Raw genomic sequence first — 26,139 nt, forward strand, 5'->3', positions numbered from 1 at the left:
GATGGCCGGAGGGCACGTGGACGCACACCAACAAACAAGGCACAGGGTATGGGGATGTTTGAGAAACTGAAGCAGCTGTTAACGAAAAAAGAGACGGGAAAAGCGCCCCAGGCACCGGTGGATAAGCCCCGTGCCGAGGTGACGGCTCCGGTTGAACCTGCGGCTGTGGAGCCCCCGGCTCCCTTAGAGAAACCCGGTGGCGGGAAAAAGGCGCCGTCACCCGGCAAGGGGACCAAGGCTGCCCCCAAAAAAGGAAAACACGGGATCTCCGTACTGTCCGGCGACGAGGACCTGGAGAGCCTGTTTCGCGACGAAGGCCCCCAGGAGGTCCCGGCCCCGCCCAAGCCAAAGCCCAAACCCCGGCCTGCCAGGCCGACGGCTCCCCCGCCCAGGAAAAAGCAGAAAAAACGAAACCGAAACGGGATTCTGGTCCTCTCCGATGAGAAGGACCTGTGCAGCCTCATGGCCGAAGAGGCTCAGCGCGAAGGGGACCGGGTGGTGCCCACGGCCCGGAAAAAGGTGATCCCCGAGGAGGTCGCCCCGGCCAAAAAGGTGCAGCGGGACCGGCACGGGCTTCCCATCCTGGAACAGGGGCAGATCCCCGCCTCCGAGGAGAGCGAAGAGTTTGCCGAGCTCCTGGCCTCTTCCCTGTCGGAGAAGAGCGGGGAGGTGCTCTTGAGCGAAAAGGTGGACAAGCTTGAGCAGGCCCGTACCCTCACGGTGAAAGAGCGACTCAAGCGCTACCCCGCTCCCCAGGGCCAGCTGGACCTTCACGGCTACACCGCGGCCAAGGCAGATCAGACCGCCGAACACTACGTGCGGCGCGCTTTTTCCGTCGGAACCTACACCCTTCGCCTCATCGTGGGCAAAGGGCTCCATTCCGAACACGGGGCCGTCCTCCCCGATACCATCGCCGATCGCATGACAGCCCTGAAACAGGAGGGCATTGTCCTTGCCTGGGCCTGGGAAAAGGGCAAAAAGTCCAAGAGCGGCTCCATCCTTGTGTATCTCAACAACTACGACACCTCACGCCACGGGCGGTAAACCGAGCTCCGGCGTTCAGGCGAAAACCCGCACCCCGCAAAGGGTGACGGGTTTTTTTGCGTGCATCAGCGCGCACCTGCGTCGCCGGATGTCCCATGGGCGTCGTTTTCTTATTTATCCATTTTATCAATGGCCCGACGTTCAGGGCGGTGTTGAAATATTCCCTGGGAAGTAATGGTGTTACCGTAAGGGTTTCATTTGCTTGTCAGCCATGAGTCTTTGGAGATCCTTGAACAAAAGGCCTTTTGGGAGTCGAGGCTTTTTTTAAGTAAAAAATTGTAAACAATGTTTGCGAACAAGAAGAAGTATTCATATAATGCATCGCGTTCCACCTTGATTCATTATTCCCACAGCAGACGGCCGGAGGCTCCATGCCATGAATCACCCGATTCTGAGACGACTCCTTTGTTTTGCGATGATGGTCGCAGGGTTCTCCCTGGCGGAGGTCAGGCCTGCACAGGCCCTGACCCCCCTGTCCGACGAAGGGCTGGCCCAGACCCATGCCGCCAACGGGATTCGCCTGGCCTTTGAAGACATGGTGGTCCATCACGCCACCGATGGCATGGGCTACATCGCCCAGGGGAACATGGACTCCCTGGGGGGCCATGGGGGGGCCTACGGAAGCCTCGGCCTCAACGATGTGTCCATGGCCCTTGCCGTTTCAGGCGCCGTGGAGATTGAGGCCGAAACCTTTGCCTACCCTGCGGGGTCGGGGCCCTATTTTGCCACGGATGTCTGGAAGGAGGACGATTTTGTGCACGTGGCCAAAACCCATACCCTGGACAAGGAGCCCCAGGTCAACGACGCCCACCGGCAGGTGGTGGTGCTGGAGGCCATGGGGCTGGGCGGGCCCTTTTTGACCCTCGGACCCGACGGCAGCCCGGTGGAGGGCAACCTGGAGGTGCGCTACGGCACGGAGAGCGACCTTTTTTCCCTGGGGGCCCTGGGCCTTTCGAACCTTCACCTCATCGATCAGCGGACGATCCTCTACGCCATGCCCGAGATTGACGGGTATTGCTCGGGCGAGGGCATCGCCATGGAGATCGGGCTCCGCCTCTCCCTTTCGTCCATGACCATCGACTCCCCTTCGGAGGAGGGGTTTCACTTTTTCCAGATGAAGGGGTTTCATCTGAGGGAGAGTTTCGAGGAGCTGGACCCTGTTTATGACCACCTGGGACATTACAAAAAGAATTCCATGGGCGATCTGTACGCCAACAGCACCGGGGATTCCGACGGCTACGGACCCGGGGACAAATCAGCCCTTCTTGCGGACTATGCGGCGATGACCGAGACCTGGGGGAGCACGGAGGTCCCTGCCGAGCGCTCCGTCAACAACATGTACGACGGCCGGTTCATGATCGGCAACCTGCGGCAGGTGGGGTTCACCGACTATGTGGCCGGGAACAGGGAGATTGCCTACCATGAAAACCACAGGGACCAGCTCACGGATGAGTTGAGGGATGACGGCTGGGATAACCAGGAATACAGCATCGCGTTTCCCATTCACTATGTGTCCGACGAAGACCGCGTGGACTATGCAGAAATCGTGGAGCGCCCCATGACCCTCTCCTTTAAAACGCGGACCCGTGAGGAATCTCTGGACGAATCCTCGTGCATGGTGCTCAACATGCCCCTTCACGGGGCCATCCGCGTGGAGGAGACCGTGGGGTACAACTCCAGTGGGGACAACAGCTACCTGGGAGGCAACGCCATGGGGCCCCTCATCGTGGAAGGGCTGCGGGTGAAAAAACTCTATATCGAGTTTCCGGGGCGGCACACCACCTTTGCCCTTGAGACCGCGGTGAACGAGAGCGCCTCGGATCCGAACCCCCACCTGTACACCTACCGGGCCGGAAGGCTACCCGTGGCCCAGGACATTCCCGCAGGGCAACATGAGTACAACCCCATGGGCCGGGGGGCGGAAGAGTTCATGGACCGGCTGAGGCCCGAGCCGGGGCCATGGGTGGACAGCAGTGACCACAGCTTGGGGGTCACCCCGGCCCCGGTGAATTCGGGGTGGGCCCAGTACCGCACCCGCATCGGCGAAAATGTGTACGACGGGGACAGGCTGGTGAAAGACACCTCCTTCTGGCAGATCCGGGAACCCTATCCCATCAACAGCGATTACACGATCTACAGGAATTGAGGCACGGGTAACGTCAGGAAAGGGGAGAGCATGAGGCGATTGGGGGCAGGCAGAGTGTTTGTGGCGGCGTTGAGGAGGGCAGGTCGACTTGTTGCGGTGGTGATGGCTGTCACTTTTGGTGCAGCGGAGCCCCTGAGCGATGCGGCCCTGGCCATGGTGGACGCCCAGGCCGGGCCCGTGACCATCTCCGTGGAGCAGGACACGGTGCGGATTTTTTTCGACACCTATATCAAGACCTATGTGGAGGCCGACCAGGTGCGCATGGGGTATTACTACAAGGACAAGACGGACCTGGTGACGCGCAAGGGGATGAACCCCGGGGTACACGGTGGCCAGGGCATGAAAGACTTTGATCCGCGCATCAACCAGAAGTGGAAGAAAAATGAAGTGGTGGACGGCCACCGGACCTTCAAGGTCGATTACAGGATGTACGGCGGCGAAAAGACCCCCGAGCGGTACGCCATGGAGTACCAGCTCTTCAAAGACGGTGAGCTGGAGACGGAGTATGTGCCGTGGACCGATGACGACCTGTTTATGGCCAAATACAAGGTCTCCACGGGCCAGAAGTTGTGGGTGGACGGGGTTCAGGCCGACAACGACGCCACCTTGCTGGGCATTCCCCTCTTCTACTTCTCTGAAAAAACCTACCAGAACCGCAATTACCTGGACTGGGACATCAGCCTGGACAACCTGCGCCTGGGGGCCAGCCCGGACAACCCGGCGGAGATCAACGGATTGGTGATTCGCCTGAAATACGACAACATCAACGACCCGGACCGTCGCCTCACCGACATCATCATCGGCACCAACGACCTTCAGGCCGATCTCATGGTGGACTTCCGCCGGGCCACGGGCCTGTACAGCCCGAAAAACGCGTATCGATCGAGGCAGGTGGGCCGTATGCTGGGGATTCCCATGCTCCAGGGGTCAAGCGACCTGGCCAAGGAGTTCAACAGCACGCCGGTGCCGGTGATCCTCCAGCGGGACTCCATGCTCATGTTGGTGGATCACTACTATTTCGGCCGGGACTACCGGGTCCCCGACGGGGAGAGCTATATGGCGGCGGTGCCCGACAACCCCACCAACAGCAACGCCCACAACGGCATGTTCCTGCGCATCGGCCTGGATCGGGAGAGTCCCCATTTCGGGTACCAGATCGTGACAGGCTACAATGAGCTGGTTGCCACGAGTTTTCAGTACCGGGGAGAGCACATCAACGAATCCCTCTACAAATGGTGGCACGGAGAACCCCACGCCGAGGCCACCCACACCTACCCCTCGTACCTGCCCCAGGACGGCCTGTACACGGACAACTCCAGCAACTTCAACTATCACCCCTGATAGCCCTGTTGCGTTTTGCTGTGCGCGGTCACGTGCGTGGTCCTCGGCGGGGACGATACCTTGCCGGGGAGCCTTTCTTCTCCTCCTTTCCTTTTTTGTGCGAATGATGCATATTTTTTAAGTAAGGATACCTGTGCCCTGGCCGTGCAGGCTTCCTTGCCGTGAATGCATACCTGTTTTTGTCCAGCCTGATGAAGGGGGCCCCATGAAAAAATGGTTGATTGCACTGGCCGCGGTTGTGAGCCTGCCCGTCGTGGCCGGGGTGCTGCTCTGGCTGTTCCGGAATCCCCTTGCGGATTATGCGCTCACCCGAGGTGCCGAGTCCCTGGTGGGTGCTGAGGTGTCTGTGGAGGGCGTAAAAGCCGGGCCCTTCGGCCTTGAGCTTGCCTGGGACCGGCTGGTGGTGGCCGATGCCCGGGATCCCTGGAAGAACCTCGTGGAAACCGGTCCTGGACGCCTGACCCTTGCCGGGCCCCCGCTGCTGAAGGGGTGCCTCAAGGTGGAGAGCCTGACCACCGGGGGGGTGGTTGTGGGGGGCGCACGCCGGGTGAAGGCTCGGGTGACGGACCCGTCCTCTGTGGCCGGGACACCTTCGGATCGTCTGTCGCTCTGGCTGCGCAGGCAGCTGGAGGAGGAGGCAAAGGAACTGCCGGGTGTGGCAACGGTTGACCGGGGAAGCTCGGAGACGGTGCGCGGGGTGATGGGGGCGGTGTCGTTTCAGACCCCGGCACAGGTGGACAGGGCCCGGGCCGATATGCAGGCACGGTCGGCCCGGTGGCAATGGCATCTTCGGGGCCGTGATTACAAGGGACGCCTGAAGGCCATTGCGGAAGCCCTTGATGGCGAGGACCCCGCTGCAGCAGAGACCATGGAGGCCCTGGCGGCGATGACGGAGAGAGGTCAGGGCCTCAAGGAGGATCTGGAAATCTTAGGTGATGAGCTGGCTAAAGAGAGAGCCGCAGCCGAGGCCGAGCTCTCCCGCCTCGGGCGGTGGACCGCAGCCTATCCCGGGTGGGTGGCTCGGGACGTTGAAGCAGCCCGGGTCATGGTCAAGCCTGGGGATCACGGGTTACAGGATCTGGCGGAGACTCTCTTCTCTTATCATCTGGCCCGACTGACGGTTCCTGCGGTGGAGGGGCTGGAGAGCTTAGGGGCCCTGGTCTGTGCCCTGAAAGAGGATGAGGGCTTAAAGGCTGCGGGGCCTTGTCCAAAACTGTGGATCGACCGGGCTGGCGTGGCCATGGATCTGGGGGCGTTTTCCATGAGCGGGACCGCAGAAGGCTTGTCCAGCCGCAGGCCCCAAGGAGAGGGGGCCCTCACCTTTGACCTGGAGGGGGAGGCGTTGTCCGAGTCAGGACGGCTGAAGGTGACGGGCAGGGCCGGTTGCCCCGGAGACGCCTGTGACCAAGGGGGAATAATCCATGCCCAGGGGGTCCCGTCCGGGGAGGTGATCCTGGCGCCGGGCGTTCATCTGACCCAGGGGGTGGCAGACGTTCGCATGGCTCACCGGATGGTGGGACAGGAGGCCCGGGTGGAGACTCTTGTGACCCTTACCGGTGCCACGGTGACGGGGGACGGAGGGGGGCTGGGCTGGCTGCGCCAGGCCCTGGAAGAGTCTCTGGCACGGGTTCCTTTTCTGGAGGTGCGCGCGGTCATGACCTTTGACGGTGGGCAGGGGCGCTGGGAACTGGAGAGCAACCTGGACGCGTACCTTGCCGTGCGCTTTGACGAGGCCGTGGCCCGGGAATCAGAGCGGGTGGCCCAGGGGCTCAAGGAGGAGGTGGAGCGGCGCCTCAGGCGCCATGGCGTGTTGCTGGAGGAGGAGCTTGCCGTGGCGCAGCAGCGGATGATGTCTCCTGTGGCGTTTCTGGAGGAGAGCCTGGGCCGGGAGACCCTGGCCGTGGACCGGTTCCTTGCCGGGGTGGAAAAAGAACGTGCGAAAAGGCAGCAGGAGATTGAGGAAAAGGGGATGGATGCCCTGATGAAGTGGAAGTACTAACGTGACATATCCGGGGCAAATACTGGCGAAAGTAACTCTGGCTGCGGATTAACAAAAGGGCCGTTGAGTTGGCAGGAGTCACCATGGATCATGGAACCATCAAAAAGGCGCTGGTCGGTCATTTGAAAGCTGCACGTCGCGAGACCCTTTCCGGCTTGCTGTGGGGCGGTCTCCTGGCTGTTGTGGGGTATGTGGGCGCCGGAATTTTACTGAAATGTGGGGTGATGTTTTGCCTGGAGGTGGACCAGAAGGTGGTGGAGGACTGGTTTTGGGCGTTTTACGGCGGTTTTTTTGTGCTTTTGATGGCGGTGGGGTTCTTTTACCAGCCCAGGGCATCGTATGACTTCGGGATGAGGGGCAACCCGTTCAGCCAAAAGGACGATATGGAAAGGGCCCATATGACAGGCGGTTTTGTTCTGGCGCTGCCCCATTTTACGTACCACTACCTGAGAACCTTTTTGGGGTATTTTTTCAATGCGGGTGAGCAGGTTGACCTGAACCTGGCCGCAGGGCTCCTGGCCCATGCGGCTCATCCCCATTACACCGTTTCCCTGAAAAACGCCTACGCCTCCCACCTGCCGAAGAAGACGGTGAACGGGACCCTTATCACCCTTGAAGACACGGGGGTGGTCAGCATCTCAAGGCAACGGGGCCTCATGACCCTGACCCTGAAGGGCCGGGAAATAGTCGGCAGGGATCCGGTGACAAGGCAGGCCGAACGATTTATGCCCGAGTAAGTGTTTGTTCCGTTGCCTCCGGCGGGTCGCTTTTTGAAAAAAGCTCCGCAAAAACGTTCCGGTTGAATGCCTGTTACGCAGAAAACAGTTGGATGTTCGATACATTTTGGCCGCCGGAGGCGGTGCGGTTAAAGGTGCCTCCGGCGGCCCTGCCGGGGCTAAGCTTTTAAAAAAGTTTAATAAACAGGTTTTAAAAACAGATTCGGTTTAATTTGAATCAATAGCGAATGTGATTTTCCCTGAGGAACGAAGGGGAAAGCTCATTCGCAACCTGCTTTCGAGGTGGTACACCTCGCCGCCGGAGGCATTGCTTTTGTTTTTTCCTGAGCCCTCTTGACCCTGTGGTTCATCAGACTTTAACCATAGAAGGCGGTTGCCAGATGTCACACATCACGCGAATGCTCTGATAACGCATGCCAAATGGCTGCCTCCATGCATTCGCCACAGGGTTTCCAGGTGCCCTCACCTGGCCGCCGGAGGCCTGCTTTTATTAACTCACGTTAACCACAGAAAGCCTTCTTTGCGCTTAAGGGATTATGGCGTGGACCCTGTCATAAAGTCCCAGGACATCTGGCTGACAGAGATGTCGCCGTGTTCGTAGAGGGCGTTGTGTCCGCCGCCTTTCAGGGTGCAGAGGGTGACGGTGACCCCGTCGTCGCAGGCACTGGTGGTGGTGCACCAGCTCGTCCCGTGAAAGTGGAGTTCGGCAGCCCCTTCGGCGCAGCCGTTTTTGTTGCACCAGTCGGCAAAGCTCTCCTCGGCGCCCATGTATGGGGCGTCTTCCAGGGGAATGGTGCCGCCGGCGTAGGCGATGGTGTTGTCTGAGGTGCCGTGGAAGTGGATGACGGGGATGGGGTAGTCCGGTGTGATGTCGGGGACGAGGACCGGCATGGAGGAGACGGAGACAGCGGCAAAGAGATCCGGGGCTTCCCGGCCCAGCCTATGGGCCATGCCACCCCCGTTGGCGTGGCCATGGGCGTAGATTCTGCCGGCGTCGATGGCGCAGCGGGTCTGGATGTGGGCCACGAGGTGCCGCGTAAAGCCCACGTCGTCAACTTGGTTGTTCTCTGCCTGGCCGCAGCAGGCCGGACCGGCATTCCACCCCAGGAGTCCCGGCGTTCCCGAGCCTTTGGGATAGGCCACGACAAACGGCTCGCGGTCCGCAAGGTGGGGGAACCCGTCTTTTTCCGCCTGGCCCGCCGGGGTGTCCCGATGGCCGTGGAAGGAGAGCAGCAGGGGGAGGGGGACGCCAGCCCTGTATCCTGAGGGGACATGCAGGTAGACCGGCCGCGTTTTTCCTTCGTACGAGAGGGTGAGTTTCCAGTTGCCGGGGCCCAGGGAGCCGCCGGGATCCTCGGTGTACTCATCATCGCATCCCGCCATGAGCAGCACACTGATCAGCAGCAGGCATGCAAGCAAGGGTTTCAGGTGCATGGGGCATTCTCCATGGTGTGTGATGGGTGGGCCGGAAGGGGATGAGGCCCTTGGACTTTGGGAAGGTGTACGTAACTGTTTAAGTTACCACGTGGATTTGATGTGTGTCAAAGCCAGCTCGGTCCGGCCAGCGCAGCATCGTGGGTAGAATGGTTATTCTAAATGGTGTATGGTGTACTGATCGTGTGAACATTGATGGCGTTTGGGGGCGTGTGAAATGGGTCTTTGCCCCGGGGCCGTTACGCAGGAACAGAAGACGTGCATGGGCGGCATCACGGCTGCCCGCAGAAAGGCAGTGAGGGTATGCAGAAACGACCGGTGGAGGTGGATGCAGGGGAGATGGCAGAGATTCTGGACCGCTATCTGGACGCTGACGGCCAGGTGAACTATGCCGTGAAGATCGTGGGGCATCCGGGGATCGGGAAGTCATCCATCGTCAAGCAGGCGGCGGAGCGCAAGAACCGGTATTTCATCGATACCCGGCTTGCCTTCAAGGAGAATATCGATCTGGGGGGCTACCCGGTGCCGGACCATGAGAACCGGCGCATGGTCTATTACCGTCCCCGGTTCATTCCTCCTGAAGAGGTGCCTGAAGGATTTGACGGCATTGTGTGGTTTCTGGACGAAGCGAACCGGGCCCATCCCACGGTGATTCAGACCCTGTTTCAGGTGATCACCGAGGGGCGCTGCGGGGAGCACCTGCTGCCTGAAAAGACGGTCATCGTCATTGCAGGTAACCTGGGGGAGGAGGATCACACCCACATCACCGATTTTGACGACAGCGCCCTGGACGGGCGCCTGGGGATCTTTCACCTGAAACCCCTGGCCGAGCACTGGCTGAACTGGGCGCGCAAAAGCGGCATCCACCCCACGGTGGTCCGGTACATCTCCCGTTTTCCCGAGCGGCTCTGGGATGCGGCGGCCATTCACCCGAACCCCAGGGGGTGGCACCAGGCCTCCCAGGCCCTGTGTCTCTCCTACGGCCTGGAAGACGAAGACGCTCTTTACAGAGCCCTTGCCGGGGAAGGGCGCCGGGCCGTGGAAAAGGTCCTGGCCTCTCTGGTGGGAGAGCTGGCCGCCTCGGATTTCGTCACCCAGATTCTTACCCCCAGGCAGCTGAGCACCCATGAGGTGCTTTCCGGCGATGCCGGGGCTTTTGCCCGGTTCAAAGCTGGGGAGGTGCCTGTTGAGGATCTGCTCTGGGCTGTGTCCGGGGCGGTGACGCGCATCCGCGAGAAAAAAATGGCCGGGGATGAAGGGCTCCTGGAGCCTTTGGGGTGTCTGCTCCGGTATGTGGCGGCATCCCGAGCCGATGCCCGCGTGAGCTTTTTCCTCATGCTGCTGAGGGAGTGCGGCGTCTTTTCTCAGATTCCCGATGCGGTGCGGGCTGTGTCCCAGGGGCAGGAGCAGGAAGAGATTCTCTCGTTGCTCACCGACGTGGTGTTTGACGGGGAGAAGGTACCGGCATGACCCCCTGGGATCCCCTGTTGAAGGAGCTTTGGAAGCGCAGTCGGTTCACCTCCTACTTTTACCAGCTGGTCTCCTTTGTCGAGGACAACAGCCTGCCCACCCTGGCCCTTACCGTTCGATCGGGTCGGGTGACCCTTCTGTATAACGGTGTGTTCATCGAGGGGCTCTCCATGGAGGAGCGCATGGGGCTCTTGGTCCATGAGATGATGCACGCGGTGTAGGGGCACGTGCTTAGGGATGAGCATCCGTATCTTCAGAACATGGCCCAGGACATGGTGATCAACTCCTGGATGGACAGCAGCCGAGTGGGACCTTTTTCTCAACAGGCGAGGCAACGCTTACGCTCCCCGGGGGCCTGCCAAGGATTCCGGCGGAGTTTTACGAGAAGACCGGTGGGAGTAAGTCTTCATGGGAGAGTGTGTACCGTTTCTTGAAGACGGATGAGCCCACTGTTCTGGGGGATTTTGCCGAAGGTCTCAAGGAGAATTTCCGGCCGAGCAAAAGCCGGGAGCAATCGGGACAGCCGGAGCCTGCCCCCATGACGCCGGATGAGGAGGGCAGGGCGGAGGACGGTGAGTGGTGCCTCTCGCCGGGCCAGGGCCAGCAGCTTCCCACGGGGGTGCATCGCATGGAAGATGCTTCGGCCGCCGTGAGGATACGGAAAAATGTCCGTGAGGCCCTTACGCTCTCCGGCCAGGATGTCAAGGCGCGGGACGAGCGGCTGGTCCGGGAGATCAGCACCCTGATCCAGCAGGTGGCAAAGGTGGACATCTCCCCTTTGAAGCGTAAGATCCGGACCATTGTTGCCCGGGGCACCCCGTCGCGGGAGTGGGAGTACAGCTCCGCCCGGTTCAACAGGCGCTATTTTACGGAAGGGATATACTCTGCGGGGCGGCATTATGTGGACAAGAAGCTGTTGACGGTGGTGGTGGACCTTTCCGCCTCCATGGTGACGCGGCCCGAACAGATCGAAGAGGCTTTCGGGGCGGTGGAATCCCTTCTGGACGGGTACCGCATCAACCTGCTGTGCATCGACGAGACCCTTTTCGTCCCGGAAAAACAGGGCGACCGTTTTGTCAAAGGGGGAAGCGAGACGCGGGTATGCACCTACCGGCGCGGCGATTGGCGCCTGATCCGTTCGGGAAACAGCGGCACCACGTTTTTTTCTGCCCTGTTCAATCGTTATCTCCTTAACCATCGGGAGATGGTGGTGGTGATCACCGACGGGGAGATCTACGACCTGGAGCGGCTGCTCCCCTACCAGCGGACCCTGTGGCTCCTTCCCTCCACGGCCCAGGGATTCCACGCCCCTTTCGGCGATGTCGTCAGGCTGGATCGGAAATAAAAGGGGACAGGCAAATTTTTCTATTTACCCACGACAACCACCCGGGCTCTTGGTGAAACCGTCAGGGTGCACGGCTTTTGGGAGCAAAGCATATGCCACAATCGTTACATACGCTGACCGATTCGGAATCAATTGTTGAGATGGGAGCCGCCGGTGGCGACTTTTCGGTTGCAGAAGGCCTTCGTCGACTGGTCGTGCTGGGGGACGGACAGGCCATTTACAAGGCCGGCTTGCGCTGGGAAGGCTTTGATGTTGCCGACGGCTTAACGGCGGTCATCGGGTTACGGGATGCCGAGAGCCTTTATAAATGCGGATGGATGTGGAAGGGCTTTGATTATGAACGGGGCATGGACGCGCTTTTTTCCTGGGCAGGCCCCCGGCATATCTATCTTGCTGGCCTTAACTGGAACACCTTTGACGCGGCAAGGGGGCTTGAGGCCCTGACCAGAGCCGGTGATCCCGAACAGATCTGTTATGCAGGCTTTCACTGGAAGCGGTTTGACTACGAGCAGGGGATGAAATCTCTTTTGGAGATCGCATCCCCCGAACACCTTTACAAAGCGGGCGCCAGGTGGCCGGTCTTCGACTATGCCGCTGCCTGGGATGTCATGGAAACACAGGTGGCGGAAGGCGAAAAGTGGCGTGAAGAGGCCTTTGATCAGCCCTTTTGGCGCCAGGCCTTGCGGTGTATCTGGTTGCGCAAGCGAAGCCCCGACGCCCCTGAGAAGATACTCCCTGAGAAGATACTCATGCCCAAGGGGGCCATAAAGGAAAAACGACAAGGCGGCAGCTGGTCGTTGTAAAAAAGGGACAGGCAAATCAGCGTAGCGTTGACATATGCTGGTTTGTATATCATAAGAATATCAGAACTTTGAGGTCTGTATGTTTTTTTATTCCAGTATGTTAGAAGGCTGGGCTTAATCCATCCACCAATTGACCACCCTGCAATACGATTCCATGATCCGATGAAGGAGGTGCCAATGCCCCGAAGTCTGAGAATGGTAGTACCCGACGAAAGCACTGCGTATCACATCATTTCACGAACGGCCTTAGACGGTTTGCCCTTCGGCGATATCGAAAAAGAAGCGCTGGTTGATATCATCAAAAAATTCAGTTCGATCTATTTTGCAGATGTCCTGGGCTACGCTGTCATGGGAAATCATTTTCATCTGCTGGTCACCATGCATACCGAGATGCGGGCTTCCGATGCGGAGATAAGGCATCGCTATGGCCTCCTGTACGGAGAAAAGACGGTTTTTCCTGAGGGGAAAATGTCTCATTTTCGGAGCAAATGGTGCAATTTGTCCGAGTTCATCAAAGAGATCAAACAGACGTTTTCACGGTTTTACAACAAAAGGTATGATCGCAAAGGGACCCTTTGGGGGGAACGGTTCAAGAGTGTGATTCTGGAAAGGGGGGAAGCTGTTGTACGTTGTCTTTCCTATATTGATCTCAATCCCGTACGTGCAGGAATCGTCAAAAGGCCGGAGGCCTATAGGTGGTGCTCCATGGGCTATCATGCGCAGACGGGCAATCGCGACGGCTTTTTGTCCCTTGATTTCGGGTTTGTGGACTTTGGTGTGGAGGACCCTGAAGATCGGCTGATCCGGTACCGGGAGTACATGTACCATGCCGGCTCCCTCGAAAAAGAGGGAAAGGGGGCCATTCCCCGGAGCATTCTGGAAAATGAAGTGGCCCATGGGTTCAAAATCAGTGGATCCTCCCTCGTGAAGGGCAGGATACGACATTTTACGGAGTCCGGGGTGATTGGCTCCCGCGCGTTTGTGGAGGCGACGTGTCGGCGTTTCAAGAATAAGTCCCCCTCGGCTAGGGCGCGCATACCCAGAGTGATCGAGGGGGGCGGAGGGCTGTTTGCGGTGAAGAGGGTCAGTGACACCTGAAACCGGTTGGCTGCTGGATTCGTGCCAACAAGGGGAATGGGTTTGATTTAAATTTGCCTGTCCCTTTTGCATCTCCACATAGTTTATCACACGGTGATTTTCCAGCACCGGTGAATGGTTTTTCGTTTGCTGATGTAATCTTCCGGAATGGTTGTGTGGGTGATTTCCTCGAAGTCGGTGACAGGAAGAACATCGAGCTTGGGGGTGAAATCCTGGTGGTTGGTGGAGAAAAAAATTGTGCTGCCCGGCTTCATGATGGCCACCACGGCGTTGAGCAACCACGGGTGGTCTTTATCGATATCAAATGCCTCGCCTGTGGTCATGGTGGTGGAGTAGGATGGTGGGTCCACCACAGCGAGGTCAAAGGTTCGCCTTTCATTTTTTGCAATTTCCAGAAATTCCGGTGTGTGCTTTTGAATGACCTCGTTGCTCTCTGAAGAAAGCCCGTTGAGCTCGAGGTTCTCTTTAACCCAGTTGGCGGCTGTTTCGGAGCGATCCACGCTGGTCGTGGTGGCTGCGCCTCCCTTGGCCGCGTAACAGGTAAAGGCACCTGTGTAGCAATAAAGATTCAGAAAATGTTTCCTTTGGGCCATCTCTCGGACCATCAGCCGTGTGTTGCGATGGTCGGAGAAGAGCCCGGTGTCCACATAGTCGCATGGGTTGACATAGAATTTCAGGTCCCGTTCTCCCATGATAATTTTGGCGTCGGTATGGTCGATACGTTCGTACCGTTTGCCGTTTTGCCTTCCCGCCTTGCGCTGCTTCAGGTGGACCTTCTCCATGGGAACGTCAAAGGCCTCGGCAAGGGCCTGCCCCATCATGGGGAGCCATTCGGGTGTTGACTGGGCCCGGGTGTATTCTCCCACCACAAGGTGTCCTGCGTACCAGTCGACCACGGCCCTGATCTCGGGAATATCCCAATCATAGATCCGAAACACCTCGATTCCCTGCTTGGCAAAACGTTTTTTCAGGTGTTTGAATTTTTTCTTTGCTTTGTTGGCAAGCATCTCTCCTTGCCGCAGATATTTATTTTCCATAATGGGATCCATGTCGTGCCTCGCCCTGTATATATGCCGCGCAAGGCATGTGCACCTTCCTCTTTTTTCGGAAGGCGATGCCGTGCTGCGGAGATGAGTGTGATAAAATGCTCGTTTTATAACAGAATGGGGGAGAAGGGTCCATGGCCTCAAATGCGAATCAGCCATTCCGACAAATTTCCCTTCACAAACAGTAATTGGTCAACTGTGCCTCCAGCGGATCGCTTTTTGAAAACGCTTGGCATGAACTTTCGGCCCCTTCCCTTTTTACCGCTTAGCCCCGTTAAGTCTGAAACCAACGGATTCGAATAAACCCAAGAAGCGCTTAAAACCTGTTTGTCAAACTTTTTAAAAGTTTGGCCCCCGGCAGGGCCGCGCGAAGCAAGTCCCACTCCGATCCGAATCGAATAGGCAGAAAAATAAACTTGCCTGACCCCTTTTTCCTTTTTCCTTTTTTTCTTGGGTGGGGGTGGGTTGTTGTTGTGGGTTAGCGTTGTTGTTTGAACAGGGCTGGCGTTTCGTGGCTGCGATGGCAGGCCACCATGTGGCCGTCGCCCATGTCCGTGAGGAGGGGCTCGGTTGTCAGGCAGATGGCTTCGGCAAAGGGGCAGCGAGTGTGGAATCGGCAGCCCTGTGGCGGGTTCAGGGGGCTGGGAACGTCGCCTCTCAGAAGGACCCGTTGTCGTGTGGTGTTCGGCTCTGTGCTGGGGATGCCGGAGAGAAGGGCCCAGGTATACGGGTGGAGGGTGTTTTCAAAAAGATCGTCCGTGACGGCGAGTTCTACGATTTTGCCCAGGTACATCACGGCGATGCGGTCGGCCATGTACTTCACCACCAGAAGGTGGTGGGTGACAAAGAGGTAGGTCAGTCCCATCTTTTTTTGCAGGCCCTGGAGCAGGTTGAGGATCTGGGCCTGCACCGATACGTCCAACGCGCTTGTGGGCTCGTCCAGGACAAGGCACTCCGGGTTGGTGGCGATGGCCCTGGCAATGGCGATGCGCTGCCTCTGGCCCCCTGAGAACTCGTGGGGGTAGCGATACAGATGGGAGCGGTCCAGGCCCACCAGTTTCAGGAGTGCCACCACTCTGGCCTCCAGTTCAACGGAGGTGAGGGACTCTTTTTCGATGCAGGCGATGATGTGCTTGACCAGCATGCGCGGGTTCATGGAGGTGGTGGGGTCCTGAAAGACCATTTGCAGCCGGTGGCGGAGGTCCTTTTTTTTGAGCTGCCTGGGGGAAAGGTGCGTGATGTCCACCGGCGCGTCCTGATCCTTGGGGTGAAAGACAATGGCCCCGGAGGTTGCCCCATGGAGCCGGATCACGGCCTTTGCGGTGGTGGTTTTGCCGCACCCGGATTCACCCACGATGCCCAGGCATTCGCCCCGCCTGATGGTAAGGGAGACACCGTCCAGGGCCTTGACGGAATTCACCTGTCGCCTGAGCACCCCGCCCAGGACAGGGTAATGTTTTTTCAGGTCCACCAGCTCCAGAATGGTCTCATCAGGCATCACTCTTTTCCTTGTTTCCATACAGGTGGCAGGCCACCCTGTGGTTTTCTCCAACGGGTTGAAGCTCGGGAACCTCGGTTGTACAGCGTCATCACATGGGGGCACCGGGGGTGGAACCTGCACCCCTGCGGCGGATTCACGAGGTTGGGCACCGCACCGTCAATGCTCTTAAGCTCGCCTTCCTGGTGAAAGCGGGGCACTGAGTCCATGAGGGCTTTGGTGTACGGATGTTTCGGCCCCTGGAAAAGATCGGTGACGTCGGCCTCTTCGCAGAGGGTCCCGGCATACATCACCCCCACGCGGTCGCAGGTCTCGGCCACCACACCCAGGTCGTGGGTGATCATGAGGATGGAGGTAATTTCGGTCTCTTTCAGTTCGTGCAGCAAGTCGAGGATCTGTGCCTGCACCGTGACGTCTAAGTTGGAGGTGGCCTCATCGGCGATGAGCAGGTCCGGCTTACAGGCCAGGGCGATGGCAATGACGATGCGCTGCTTCATGCCGCCGGAGAGGTTGTGGGGATAGCTCCGGGCCACCTCGTCCGGGTGGGGGATGCCGAGGCGCCCGATGATCTCCGTGGCACGCCGGAACGCCTCTTTTTTCAGGCGCGTTTCCCAGCGTTTCAGGATCGGTATGCGTCGGGAGAGCCGAAGCAGAAGGGCCTCCGGGTTCGATGCGGTGCGCGTATACAGAACGTGTTGCAGCCACCTGCTTCCCGGGAAGACCCGGGTGTCGACATCGGCCAGGTCCGAAAGGATTTTTTGTGCAATGGAGCGCCTGCGGTGAAAGAGAAAACTCTCCGCCACCTGGTCCCCCACCCGCAAAATGGGGTTCAGGGCCGCGTTGGGCTCCTGGAAGATCATGGAGATGCGGTCCCCCCTCAGCCCCTGCATCCAGGCTTCGGACTGGGCGATGAGGTCCACGGGGGCTTCGCCGGTACCTTGCCTGCCGTAAAACAGCACCTTGCCGCCCACGATGCGTCCGGGCTCCTGGATGATGCGCATCATGGAGCGAACCGTTACGCTTTTTCCGCACCCCGACTCCCCCACGAGGCCGAAGGTGATGCCCCGGTCCACACGGAGGCTTACTCTGTCCAACGCTTTTACCACCCCTTCGTAGGTGTAAAAGTGGGTGGTGAGATCCGTTGCTTCGATGAGGGGGGCCATGGTCATCTCCTTCGCTGCTTCGGGTCGAAGGCGTCCCTCAGGGCATCGCCGATGAGGTTCCAGGCCAGCACAAAAAGGATGATGCAGGTGCCGGGGATGGCCACGGTGTACCAAAATCGAAGCGGGTCTTCCGGCGGGCCCACAATGTAGTTTCGGGCCAAGGCCACCATCTGACCCCAGTCCGCATAGCCCTTGGGCGCTCCCAGCCCCACAAAGCTCATGAAGGAGGCGGAGATGACCATGGAACCCATGTCCATGGAGGCCATGATGAGGACGGGATAGATGGCGTTGGGGAGGATGTGCCGTGCGATGATTTTTGTATCGGAGCGCCCCATGAGCCGGGCCGCCTGCACAAAATCCCGGTCCCGCAGGGTGAGCACCTCCGAGCGGATGACCCGCACATACCAGCGCCACTCCACAAGGGCCAGGGCGATCATGATGTTTTCAAGGCCCCTGCCGAAGGCCACCACAATGGTCATGGCCAGCACCAGGAGCGGCACGGACCAGACAATGTCCACGATGCGCATGAGGATCTCGTCGAACCACCCCCCGTAGTACCCTGAAATTACCCCGAGAAAGGTGCCGAAGCACCCGGCGATGCCCACCACAAACAGGCCGATCTTAAAGGCGGTTCGCGTGCCCCAGACCACCCCGTAGTAGATGTCGTACTGGCCGGAGGTGGTGCCGAACAGGTGCAGGTCCCCCGGCGGCTTTGGCGTGGGGGAGAACCCGGTGTGGGGCATCTGGTAAGGGGCGTGGGCGTATTTCGGGGGTGCAAGGTACGGCGCGGCAAGGGCCACGGCCACAAAGAAGAGGAGCAGGCCGAAGCCGATGAGGGCCGACGGGTTTCGGAAAATCCGATGCAGGGTGAAGGTGAACTCTCGCCACCTCGGGTGTCTGGTTTGTCTTGGCTCCGGTGCTGGGTCCATAGGAGGTGCCTTTCAGCAAGCAGGTGTTCTGGTTTGCAGCAGGGAGGTGCCGGTGGGTGCCGTCCCTGCGTCGTTTCCGTGGCAATCCGGGCATCATCACGTGTTATGTGAGCCGGATCCTCGGATCGACCTTCGCGTAGAGGATGTCGATGACAAGGTTGGAGACCACAAAGACAACCCCCATGAACATGCAGACGCTCATGAGCACGGGCATGTCGAGCTGGGTGGCGGATTCAGCCAGCCACCACCCCATGCCCTGGCGGCTGAAGACCACCTCCACGGCAATGGATCCTTCCATGGCAAGGGCCACAAGCTGGCCTGCCACGGTGATGACAGGGATCAAGGCGTTGGGCCTAGCGTGGGCCCGGGTGATGGTGTGGGTGTCGGCTCCCTTGGCCCGGGCCGTGATGATGTATTCCTTGCCCATCTCTTCGATCATGCCCGATCGCATCACCCGCATGAGAAGGGCCACCACCACGATGATCTGGGTAATGACCGGCAGGACGAGATGGGCCAGGGCGTCACCGGTGATCCACAGCTCGCCGTTCAAGATGCCGTCCACGGTGTACATGCCGGTGTAGCGGATAAAATCAGGGCTTCTGGCCACCCACAGGGCCGTGTGAGTAGAGACGATGCCCGGCTGAAAGAGGTCCAGGTAGCCGTAGAAGACCATGAGCAGCACCAGGGCAAAGAGAAAGGTGGGCAGGGACCAGCCGATGATGGCGGCAATGCGGGTTCCGTGGTCGAGCCAGGTGTCCCGGTGGACCCCCGAGAGGGTCCCGAGCCAGATGCCGATGAGAATCACCAGGGGAGAGGCAAACAGGTTCAGCTCCAGGGTGACGGCAAAGTAGCCCCAGAACGCCTCGGTGACGGGCCGGGCAGCCACCAGGGACCATCCCAGGTTGCCCGAGGCCACCTCTTTGACCCAGCGGGCATACTGCACCGGGAAGGGGTCGGTGAGCCCGAACTGCTCTACGATCCTGGGGATGTCTTCGGCCTGCTGGGGTGTGGTGACGTAGGCGGCGGCCCGCCTCTCCGGGCTGAAGGTCATGAGAAGCCCGAAGATGAGCACCGACACCCCGAACAGCACAAAGAAAAGGAACATCAGGCGACGCGTGATGTAGGCTGTCATGGCTGGTTCCCCGGCTATTGGGTGGCGGCGTCCGACTTGGAGAGCCGCTTAAGATCCTCCCAGGCCGTGTCCAGCATGGGGTGCGGGACAAACCCCCTGATGTTGCTGCGGTAAACGAAGTTGTCGATTTTCTGGTAGATCATGCAGCCGATGGCCTCTTCGTACCAGAGATTCTGGAGGCGCTCATAAATGGTCCGGCGCTTTTCAGGGTCCACCTCAAACCGGCCCTCTTTGCAGAGACGGTCCACCTCTTCGTTTTCATAGGCCATGTACTTGCCGTAAACCCCTTCGGAGCTCATGAAGGTAAACATGAAGTTGTCGGGGTCGGGGTAGTCGGCGCCCCAGCCGATGATGAAGATGGGATACCTGTATTTTCGGTAAGCCACGGTGTAGTCTTTCCAGTCCACATTGCGCACCTCGATCTGGAACTTGGGGCTCAGGCTCATGATGTTTTCCGCCAGCATGTGGGCCGCGGCTTCCCGCTGGGCGTTGCCGGTGTTGTGGTAATCGTTACCATCTTGAAGCCCTTTTTCCACAGCTCCCCCCAGGCCTGCTTCATTTCCTCTTTGGCCATTTCCAGGTCAAAGTCGTAGATGGGGACACGGATGTTGTAAGGCATGCCGCTGGCGTTAGGGCTGGTGGGCATGACCACGCGATCGTCCCAGACGTCCTTGGCGTAGGTGCTGCGGTCAAAGGCGTGGAGGAAGGCTTTTCGCACGTGGGGGTCGGCAAAGAAGTCTGGTGGGATCCCGTCCCCGTCAAGCTTACCGCTGCCGATGTTGGGGTTGGCCTCGGGGTTGACCTGGCGGCAGAAGAGGGCTGCCGTCACCGAGAGCTGGGGCACGGCGTGGATCACCACGTCTTTCATGGCCTGCACTTCGGACAGGTACTGGGTGTCCACCAGAACGCGGTCGGCGTCGCCGTTCTGAAGGGCCAGCTTCCGTGAACTCCACTCTTTGTTGTACCGGATGACGGCAGTCTTCAAGGCGGGCTCCTCGCCCCAGTAACCGTCGAAGCGTTGGAAGATAAAGACCTTGGAGGGCTCCCAGGTCAGCATGGTGTAAGCGCCGGTGCCGTTGGTGATGTGGTGCAACGGCTCGGCCCCGAAGGCAGGGTTGTTGTGGGCTGCCGCGGTTTCCAGGGTGCCGTCCCAGCCGCCGTGCTCAATGGTCCATTCTTTGTCGAGGATGGCGCCGCAGTTAGCGTAGGCAAGGAGGGCCAGCAGCGGGGGAAAGGGGCGGGGCAGGGTGAGGACCACGGTGTCGCCGGAAACGGCAACGCTCGCATCGATTTTTTCAAAGATACCGGGCTTCAGGGTGCCGCCCTTTGTCCGGGTGCTTGTCTCACCCACCAGGGCTTCCAGGAGCATCCAGATGGGGCCACCGTCCTGGTCCACCACCATGTGGCGCTTGAGGGAGTAGGCCACGTCCTCGGGGGAAAGGGTGCCGCCTGCGTGGAAGGTGACGCCCTTTCGGATTTTGAAGGTGTAGGTTTTGCCGCCGTCCGAAATGCCGCCGTTTTCCACGGTGGGGACCTCTTCGGCCAGGACGGGCACGAAGGCGTCGGTGGCCGAGCCGTCAAAGGCCACGAGGGGCTCGTAGATGTTCATGATGCGCTGATGGGAGACATTGTCGTAGGCGCATGCGGGGTCAAGGGTCCGGACCGTTCCGTAGTCTTCGAAAACAAAGGTGTCCGGGTTTTTTACTTCCGGTTTGACCACTTTGATTTTGGTGGGTTCCTGGGGGGCCTCTTCGGCCGGGCCGCTGCAGGATGTGGCAAAAAAGAGAAACAAGAGGAAAAACAGGGTGCGTTTCAACACGCTTGATGGGCTCATGGATTTTTCCTTTGTGCGGGTGATCGGGTGCCCGGAACGGGTCGCCTGGTCGTGTTATGTGCTTCTTTTTGATTGCTCTTTACTTTAAACGCAGGAGGGCTTGGTGATCTTTGTTGAAGAGGCTATCACAAAGTGAATCGCGCTTCAAAGGCGAAGTTTACTTTCCTCGCGGAGAGCTATTCCCCTCCGGGCCCTTGCCCGCTGATTTTCTTTGGAATACAACAGGAGGAATCCTCTCCTTTAATGGCGGTGTCAGCAAGAGCGCGACGGCGGGCGAACGGAGAGGCGGAGCGTGGTGTCTCCATGCTTCGGATTATGATGCGCCTGGTGGGGAGCCCGTCTTCCCGCTGGCGGAGTCTTTTCGCGTCGCTGTCGGAAAACGGGCGCGTCTGCCGGAGTGAGGGCTGCCTCGGCGGATGATGCCACAGAGAATGCAAGGATGTGTGAGTATGGATGAGATGGTTCCCCTGTTGAAACGCCTGATTCAATTTCGTTCCGTGGCCGATCGGCCGGATGAGATCACGGCCTGCGCCGACTTTATCGAACGCTGGCTGACCGAGGCGGGGCTCTCCGTGAACCGCATGGAGGTGGATGGCACCCCCTCCCTGTGGGTGACACCCACTGCCGACGCCGCACCGGTGCTTTTGATGGCCCATTTTGATGTGGTGCCTGCAGACGACGAGCTCTTTACCCCCCGGGAAGAAGGGGGGCGGCTTTACGGCCGGGGCGCCGTGGACGATAAATACGCCGTGGCCCTGTGCATGGTGCTTGTGAAAGCGTGGCTCGATCGCCTGAAGGTCAGGGGAAAAGGTCAGGAGGCCCTTCCCTTTGGCGTGCTGTTGACAGGCGACGAGGAGACCGGCGGATTCAACGGGGCCGGAGAGGCCCTGAAGCGCGTGTCCTGCGACTATTGCGTGGCCCTGGACGGCGGAAGCCCGGAGCGCCTGGTGGTCCGGGAAAAAGGGATCGTTCGGCTCAACCTCACCGCCCGGGGCAAAGGGGCCCACGGGGCCCGCCCCTGGCTGGGGGACAATGCCATCGATACCCTGCTGGACGATCTGATGAGAGTGCGGCGTCATTTTATGGAGACCCGTGAGGACCACTGGCACCGAACCCTGAACATCGGCTGCATCCAAGGGGGCAGCGCCGTGAACCAGGTACCGGGCGAGGCCCGGGCAAAGCTTGATATCCGTTACACCGAGGCCGACGACCCCCACGCCCTCATTGAGGCGATACGGGCCGACGTGGTCTCCGAGGTGGAGGTGGTCTCCGTGGATACCCTCTTCAACGGCGGGGACGGACCGGTGACCCGATACCTGGCAGAGCTGGCCGGAAACATCGAGAAAGTTGCCGAGCATGCGTCCAGCGACGCCCGGTTCCTGAACCGGACCGGCACACCCGGGGTCATCTGGGGACCTCAGGGAAACATGAGCCAACACACCGACGAAGAGCATGTGGAGATCGAGAGCCTTTACAGCCTGTATGGGGTGCTGGACAGGTTCGCGGAGGCGGTGTTCAATCATGAGGTGACCCTCAGGCCATAATCCGGAAGCACTTCTATGGTTACCGGAACGTTTTTGCGGAGCTTTTTTCAAAGAGCGACCCGCCGGGAGGCTTTGTGAGCTGACTTTCTACCTAATGCCGGTGTTCGTTTAAAAATGGCCGGCCAGGCCAGGGAGCCTAGGCCGGCCTGTCCGGGTGGGAGGGCCTTCACCATGTCGGGCAATCATGTGAAGGTCCCTGTGGGGCGGGATGTTTTTGACGCCCTGTGGTCCGGCGTTTGTTGCGCGGCGTTGGCAGGGCGCTTTTTTTGAGATCTGAAGGTTGTGTACGTCTTAGCGAACGACGTTCGGAAAATTACGCTGAGCGCTCCATTGTCTTGACATGGGGCCCGACTGCTGCCTTTGCCGAGGTGGGCGCTGCAGGCGAAATGTGCGCCGGAGGAATCCGTAAGGGCAAGGGGGGATATTCCCATGTCTTGCGCGAGGCAAGGAAATGGAAACGTGAATGCCTGACTTTCGGATTCCGCCGGCACAGCGAAGATTCGGACTTGGAAAGGTGGATCCTGACGTGTGGGGTCCGAATATTCTGTCTATGAGATAAACCAAATATCATGCCAGAGGTTCAGGTTGAGTATTATTGAGGGGTTGCGGTGCGGGTGGTGGATATGGTAAACGAGATATCGTGACCAATGCACGAAATATCGTTTAAGTACGGAATGGAGGAATTGTGTCCGACCGGTTTCGAGAAGTCGCCCGACGTATCTTCAGCAGCCTGGACCTGGAGTCCGCCCTCTTTGATGCGTACACCTACCTCAAGGGGATCATGCCCCTGGACGGCGCGTTCATTACCTCCTATGACCATGGCCAGAAAAAAGCGCGGGTCATCGCCCTTGCCTGTGCCGAGGGAGGGATCGGGCTCGATGAGATGATCTCCATCTCCGACGGAACCTGGGAGAGGATGGGGGTCTGGCACGAGGAATCCCTTCAAAACCCCACCCCCTGGATCCGCGACCATACCCATCCCATCAACAAAGAATTCATGGGGCTGGTGAAGCACTGGCTCCCCTCGGTCCGAAGTCGTCCCGAAGGCTTCCAAAACCTGTGCTGCACCATCTCCTGCGCGCTGAAAAACCAGGGTAAGATCATGGGCAACCTGATCCTTGCCGCGGCAGGGGAGTCCCTTTACAACGAAAGCCATCTCGACGTGATGAAGGATATCTGCGAGCCCTTTGGCATGGCCCTGGCCAATGCCATGCGGTTCAAGGACCTGGTCCGGGATCACCAGGCCCTTCAGCGCGATACCCGGCAGATGACCGGTGACGTCATGATCGGCTCTCACGGGGGACTGGGCGAGGTGCGGCGCCTCATTGAGCAGGTGGCACCCACCGAGAGCCCGGTTTTGCTCTTCGGAGAGACCGGGACAGGCAAAGAAGTGGTGGCCGGAGAGATCCACAAGCTTTCGCCCCGATGCAAAGGGCCGCTTATTCGCTTGAACTGCGGGGCCATTCCGGAGTCCCTCATGGATTCCGAGCTGTTCGGGCACCAGAAGGGGGCCTTTACAGGGGCCTTTGAGACCTCGGTGGGTCGGTTTGAGCGGGCCGCCGGAGGGACCCTGTTCCTCGATGAGATCGGAGAGCTGCCCATGGCCGCCCAGGTTAAGCTGCTTCGTGTACTCCAGAGCGGGGAGTTCGAGCGGGTGGGCGGTACCCGGGTCATGCAGGCCGATGTGCGCATCATTGCCGCCACTCACCGGAACCTTGAGGCCATGGTGGCCGAAGGGACCTTTCGTTCGGACCTCTGGTTCCGCCTCCATGTGTTCCCCTCGGTGTGGCTTCCCTTCGCAGGCGAACGGAAGATATCCCGGCCATGGTGGACCACTTTATCCTCCGCAAGACCCGGGAGATGAACCTGCCGTACCGCCCGCGCCTTGAGGAGGGCGCCCTGGCAACCCTGATGGACTATCACTGGCCCGGCAACGTCCGGGAGTTGCAGAACCTTGTGGAACGGGCACTCATCCTTTCCGGCGGGCGTCCTTTGCGCTTTGAGGCCCTTTTGAACCGGCCCGCACCCAGAACGGAGACAAAGGCCTGGGAAGTCACAGAGCCCCTCTCCGGAACCTTCGACGAGATGGCCGCTTCCTGGATTCGCAAAACCCTCGTCCTGTGCCAGGGGAAAATTGCAGGCCCCAACGGTGCCGCCGAACGCCTTGGCCTTCACCCCAATACGTTAAGAAGCAAAATGAAAAAGTACGGCATCTCCCTGAATCGCCATGTGAACGTGGATTAAAAAAAGGGGACAGGCAAAAATTGGCGGGGCGAGGGATGCGAGGGCGTGATTAGTTGTCTTTGGGCTCGGCCATCAGTCCATCCTGTTTTTTTCTCCTTTTATTTGCCTGACCCTTTTTATTCTTTCGTTCCGAAATAAAAAAAGGACAGGCGAACGAACCAAGGACATGGCGACTTTGTCCCGGACCTACCCACAGCTTTTTTTGATCTGTTGTTTTGCCTGACCCCTTTTGAAACGGCTTCGGCCACAACCAAAGCGAGGGCATGATGCCACAGGAATCCCTGGTTACCATCGCGACCTTTACCGCACCTCACGAAGCCCATCTGGCCAAGGCCCAGCTGGAATCCAGCGGTATCGAGGCCTTTGTGTTCGACGACAACCTCGTGGGCATTCATCCCTGGTACTCTCTGGCCGTGGGCGGGGTGAAACTGCGGGTGTTTGCATCGGATCGCCAGGACGCCCTGGCCGTCCTGGGGTACCGGGATCCCCTGGCGGAGACCGAAGAGCGGTGCCCGCGGTGCGAAAGCTTTGACGTGGATTGTGAGCGAAACGTGGAATGGCGGCTTCGGGTGTGGCGGGGGATCTTGCTGCTGGTTTTTCTGGGCATCCCCTGGTTTTTCCGGCGCAGGCGGTGGGTCTGCAATGTGTGCGGCCACCAATGGAACGGGCCCTTGAACAAGGGGCCAGGCGCATAAACCGACCCTCCACGGTTCCGTGGCGTGCGGTTCCATTTCATTGTTTTGTTTTTTTGTAATGTATTCGTGTGCGTTTTCTTTGATTTTTGACGCAGCGACTGTTCAGGGCTTGATAAATTCTCCAGAAGGTGTAGAAGAAGTGCCTTACCTGCGGCGCCTCGGGCATGGCCCGGATGCGCTGCGGGGACAACTCGGATGAAAACAGCAGGAGAGACCTTTCGGCGCGTTGTTGCGAGTGCGATGCGATGGAAAGGCACCGAAGAAGTAAATCTTTCAGGTAAAAGGGACTGCTGTTGGACGAGCCTCTGGAGAGTCTCAATATTCGGGGGCTCTGCACAACCCAAGGGTTGTGCGGAGCCGCTTTTATTGAGCGCCGAAGGAGCAAGCTGCCGCACCGTATCGCACGGGCGGTGGTGAAACTCTCAGGTACAAGGGACAGAGTGGCATGGCAGAGCAGAACCGCCGGTATCGATTCCGGTGCGCGCTGGCTGTCGTGAAAACTGAAGTAACATCAGTTGGTAGTGCCTCTTTTTTACGCCTTTCTCTTAGCAGACCGATCCATTCATCCACATTATTCATCTTATTTCATTATTGAAGCGGCAGCCAAACGCCGTGATCATGCCCTGTGCTTTGCCTT

At 59.2% G+C, this 26,139-nt stretch carries 21 protein-coding genes, 1 pseudogene and 2 riboswitches; of the genes and pseudogenes, 14 read left to right on the forward strand and 8 right to left on the reverse strand.

Going from position 1 to position 26,139, the window contains the following annotated elements; genetic code table 11:
• Nucleotides 1-54: 54 nt before the first annotated feature.
• The 5 genes from ACOYW1_RS31740 to ACOYW1_RS31760 all read left to right on the forward strand — a co-directional run bounded on the left by ACOYW1_RS31740 (nucleotide 55) and on the right by ACOYW1_RS31760 (nucleotide 7,267).
• Nucleotides 55-1,044, forward strand: coding sequence for a Smr/MutS family protein (locus ACOYW1_RS31740; RefSeq protein WP_482421105.1), 990 nt, complete (start codon nucleotides 55-57; stop codon nucleotides 1,042-1,044).
• Nucleotides 1,045-1,420: 376 nt separating this feature from the next.
• Nucleotides 1,421-3,190 (forward strand): hypothetical protein, encoded by a 1,770-nt coding sequence (locus ACOYW1_RS31745; protein ID WP_482421106.1) that lies wholly within the window; start codon nucleotides 1,421-1,423, stop codon nucleotides 3,188-3,190.
• Between the two features lie 102 nt (nucleotides 3,191-3,292).
• Complete coding sequence (locus tag ACOYW1_RS31750) at nucleotides 3,293-4,531, forward strand: hypothetical protein (protein ID WP_482421107.1); 1,239 nt, start codon at nucleotides 3,293-3,295, stop codon at nucleotides 4,529-4,531.
• A 205-nt stretch (nucleotides 4,532-4,736) separates the two neighbouring features.
• The gene (locus ACOYW1_RS31755) at nucleotides 4,737-6,530 is read left to right on the forward strand and encodes a hypothetical protein (RefSeq protein WP_482421108.1); all 1,794 of its coding nucleotides are present in this window, start codon (nucleotides 4,737-4,739) and stop codon (nucleotides 6,528-6,530) included.
• 83 nt (nucleotides 6,531-6,613) lie between these two features.
• A complete protein-coding gene (locus ACOYW1_RS31760; RefSeq protein WP_482421109.1) occupies nucleotides 6,614-7,267 on the forward strand; it encodes a hypothetical protein in 654 nt (217 codons plus the stop codon).
• A gap of 534 nt (nucleotides 7,268-7,801) precedes the next feature.
• Here the strand turns inward: ACOYW1_RS31760 and ACOYW1_RS31765 are convergent.
• Nucleotides 7,802-8,701 carry a CE1 family esterase gene (locus ACOYW1_RS31765; protein ID WP_482421110.1) on the reverse strand — a complete coding sequence of 300 codons (900 nt, stop codon included), beginning with the start codon at nucleotides 8,699-8,701 and terminating at the stop codon, nucleotides 7,802-7,804.
• A gap of 303 nt (nucleotides 8,702-9,004) precedes the next feature.
• Between ACOYW1_RS31765 and ACOYW1_RS31770 the strand changes: the two genes are divergently transcribed.
• From ACOYW1_RS31770 to ACOYW1_RS31785, 4 genes are all read left to right on the forward strand, one after another.
• Nucleotides 9,005-10,171 (forward strand): ATP-binding protein, encoded by a 1,167-nt coding sequence (locus tag ACOYW1_RS31770; protein WP_482414671.1) that lies wholly within the window; start codon nucleotides 9,005-9,007, stop codon nucleotides 10,169-10,171.
• Nucleotides 10,168-10,392 (forward strand): hypothetical protein, encoded by a 225-nt coding sequence (locus ACOYW1_RS31775; protein ID WP_482421111.1) that lies wholly within the window; start codon nucleotides 10,168-10,170, stop codon nucleotides 10,390-10,392. The genes ACOYW1_RS31770 and ACOYW1_RS31775 overlap by 4 nt, the downstream gene beginning before the upstream one ends.
• A gap of 209 nt (nucleotides 10,393-10,601) precedes the next feature.
• Nucleotides 10,602-11,516, forward strand: coding sequence for a hypothetical protein (locus ACOYW1_RS31780; RefSeq protein ID WP_482421112.1), 915 nt, complete (start codon nucleotides 10,602-10,604; stop codon nucleotides 11,514-11,516).
• A 140-nt stretch (nucleotides 11,517-11,656) separates the two neighbouring features.
• A complete protein-coding gene (locus ACOYW1_RS31785) occupies nucleotides 11,657-12,319 on the forward strand; it encodes a hypothetical protein (RefSeq protein ID WP_482421113.1) in 663 nt (220 codons plus the stop codon).
• 246 nt (nucleotides 12,320-12,565) lie between these two features.
• Here the strand turns inward: ACOYW1_RS31785 and ACOYW1_RS31790 are convergent, their stop codons facing one another.
• Entirely contained in the window at nucleotides 12,566-12,739 is a 174-nt protein-coding gene (locus tag ACOYW1_RS31790; RefSeq protein ID WP_482421114.1) for a hypothetical protein, read from the reverse strand.
• A 285-nt stretch (nucleotides 12,740-13,024) separates the two neighbouring features.
• On the opposite strand from ACOYW1_RS31790, the gene ACOYW1_RS31795 reads away from it, so the two are divergent.
• On the forward strand, nucleotides 13,025-13,417 hold the full coding sequence (locus ACOYW1_RS31795; RefSeq protein WP_482421115.1) for a hypothetical protein: 393 nt from the start codon (nucleotides 13,025-13,027) through the stop codon (nucleotides 13,415-13,417).
• Nucleotides 13,418-13,503: 86 nt separating this feature from the next.
• On the opposite strand, the gene ACOYW1_RS31800 is transcribed toward ACOYW1_RS31795, so the two are convergent.
• The 6 genes and pseudogenes from ACOYW1_RS31800 to ACOYW1_RS31825 all read right to left on the reverse strand — a co-directional run bounded on the left by ACOYW1_RS31800 (nucleotide 13,504) and on the right by ACOYW1_RS31825 (nucleotide 21,019).
• Nucleotides 13,504-14,454 (reverse strand): class I SAM-dependent methyltransferase, encoded by a 951-nt coding sequence (locus tag ACOYW1_RS31800; protein ID WP_482421116.1) that lies wholly within the window; start codon nucleotides 14,452-14,454, stop codon nucleotides 13,504-13,506.
• Between the two features lie 487 nt (nucleotides 14,455-14,941).
• On the reverse strand, nucleotides 14,942-15,961 hold the full coding sequence (locus tag ACOYW1_RS31805; protein ID WP_482421117.1) for an ABC transporter ATP-binding protein: 1,020 nt from the start codon (nucleotides 15,959-15,961) through the stop codon (nucleotides 14,942-14,944).
• Nucleotides 15,961-17,124, reverse strand: coding sequence for an ABC transporter ATP-binding protein (locus tag ACOYW1_RS31810; protein ID WP_482421118.1), 1,164 nt, complete (start codon nucleotides 17,122-17,124; stop codon nucleotides 15,961-15,963). The genes ACOYW1_RS31805 and ACOYW1_RS31810 overlap by 1 nt, the downstream gene beginning before the upstream one ends.
• 2 nt (nucleotides 17,125-17,126) lie before the next feature.
• Nucleotides 17,127-18,053: an ABC transporter permease gene (locus ACOYW1_RS31815; protein ID WP_482421119.1), complete on the reverse strand. Its 927-nt coding sequence runs from the start codon at nucleotides 18,051-18,053 to the stop codon at nucleotides 17,127-17,129.
• 103 nt (nucleotides 18,054-18,156) lie between these two features.
• Nucleotides 18,157-19,185, reverse strand: coding sequence for an ABC transporter permease (locus tag ACOYW1_RS31820; RefSeq protein WP_482421120.1), 1,029 nt, complete (start codon nucleotides 19,183-19,185; stop codon nucleotides 18,157-18,159).
• Between the two features lie 14 nt (nucleotides 19,186-19,199).
• A pseudogene (locus ACOYW1_RS31825) lies at nucleotides 19,200-21,019 on the reverse strand (ABC transporter substrate-binding protein).
• 449 nt (nucleotides 21,020-21,468) lie between these two features.
• Between ACOYW1_RS31825 and ACOYW1_RS31830 the strand changes: the two are divergent.
• The 4 genes from ACOYW1_RS31830 (at nucleotide 21,469) to ACOYW1_RS31845 (ending at nucleotide 25,502) form a co-directional block, all read left to right on the forward strand.
• Nucleotides 21,469-22,563 carry a M20 family metallopeptidase gene (locus ACOYW1_RS31830; protein ID WP_482421121.1) on the forward strand — a complete coding sequence of 365 codons (1,095 nt, stop codon included), beginning with the start codon at nucleotides 21,469-21,471 and terminating at the stop codon, nucleotides 22,561-22,563.
• Nucleotides 22,564-23,248: 685 nt separating this feature from the next.
• Nucleotides 23,249-24,427: a sigma-54 factor interaction domain-containing protein gene (locus ACOYW1_RS31835; RefSeq protein ID WP_482421122.1), complete on the forward strand. Its 1,179-nt coding sequence runs from the start codon at nucleotides 23,249-23,251 to the stop codon at nucleotides 24,425-24,427.
• Nucleotides 24,388-24,807, forward strand: coding sequence for an AAA-type ATPase lid domain-containing protein (locus ACOYW1_RS31840; protein WP_482421123.1), 420 nt, complete (start codon nucleotides 24,388-24,390; stop codon nucleotides 24,805-24,807). The genes ACOYW1_RS31835 and ACOYW1_RS31840 overlap by 40 nt, the downstream gene beginning before the upstream one ends.
• Before the next feature lie 263 nt (nucleotides 24,808-25,070).
• Entirely contained in the window at nucleotides 25,071-25,502 is a 432-nt protein-coding gene (locus ACOYW1_RS31845) for a putative signal transducing protein (protein WP_482421124.1), read from the forward strand.
• Nucleotides 25,503-25,697: 195 nt separating this feature from the next.
• A riboswitch (glycine riboswitch) is annotated at nucleotides 25,698-25,802 on the forward strand.
• Nucleotides 25,803-25,805: 3 nt separating this feature from the next.
• A riboswitch (glycine riboswitch) is annotated at nucleotides 25,806-25,943 on the forward strand.
• The last annotated feature ends 196 nt before the right edge of the window (nucleotides 25,944-26,139 follow it).

The sequence above is a fragment of the Desulfoluna sp. CYM3A genome (assembly GCF_056829965.1).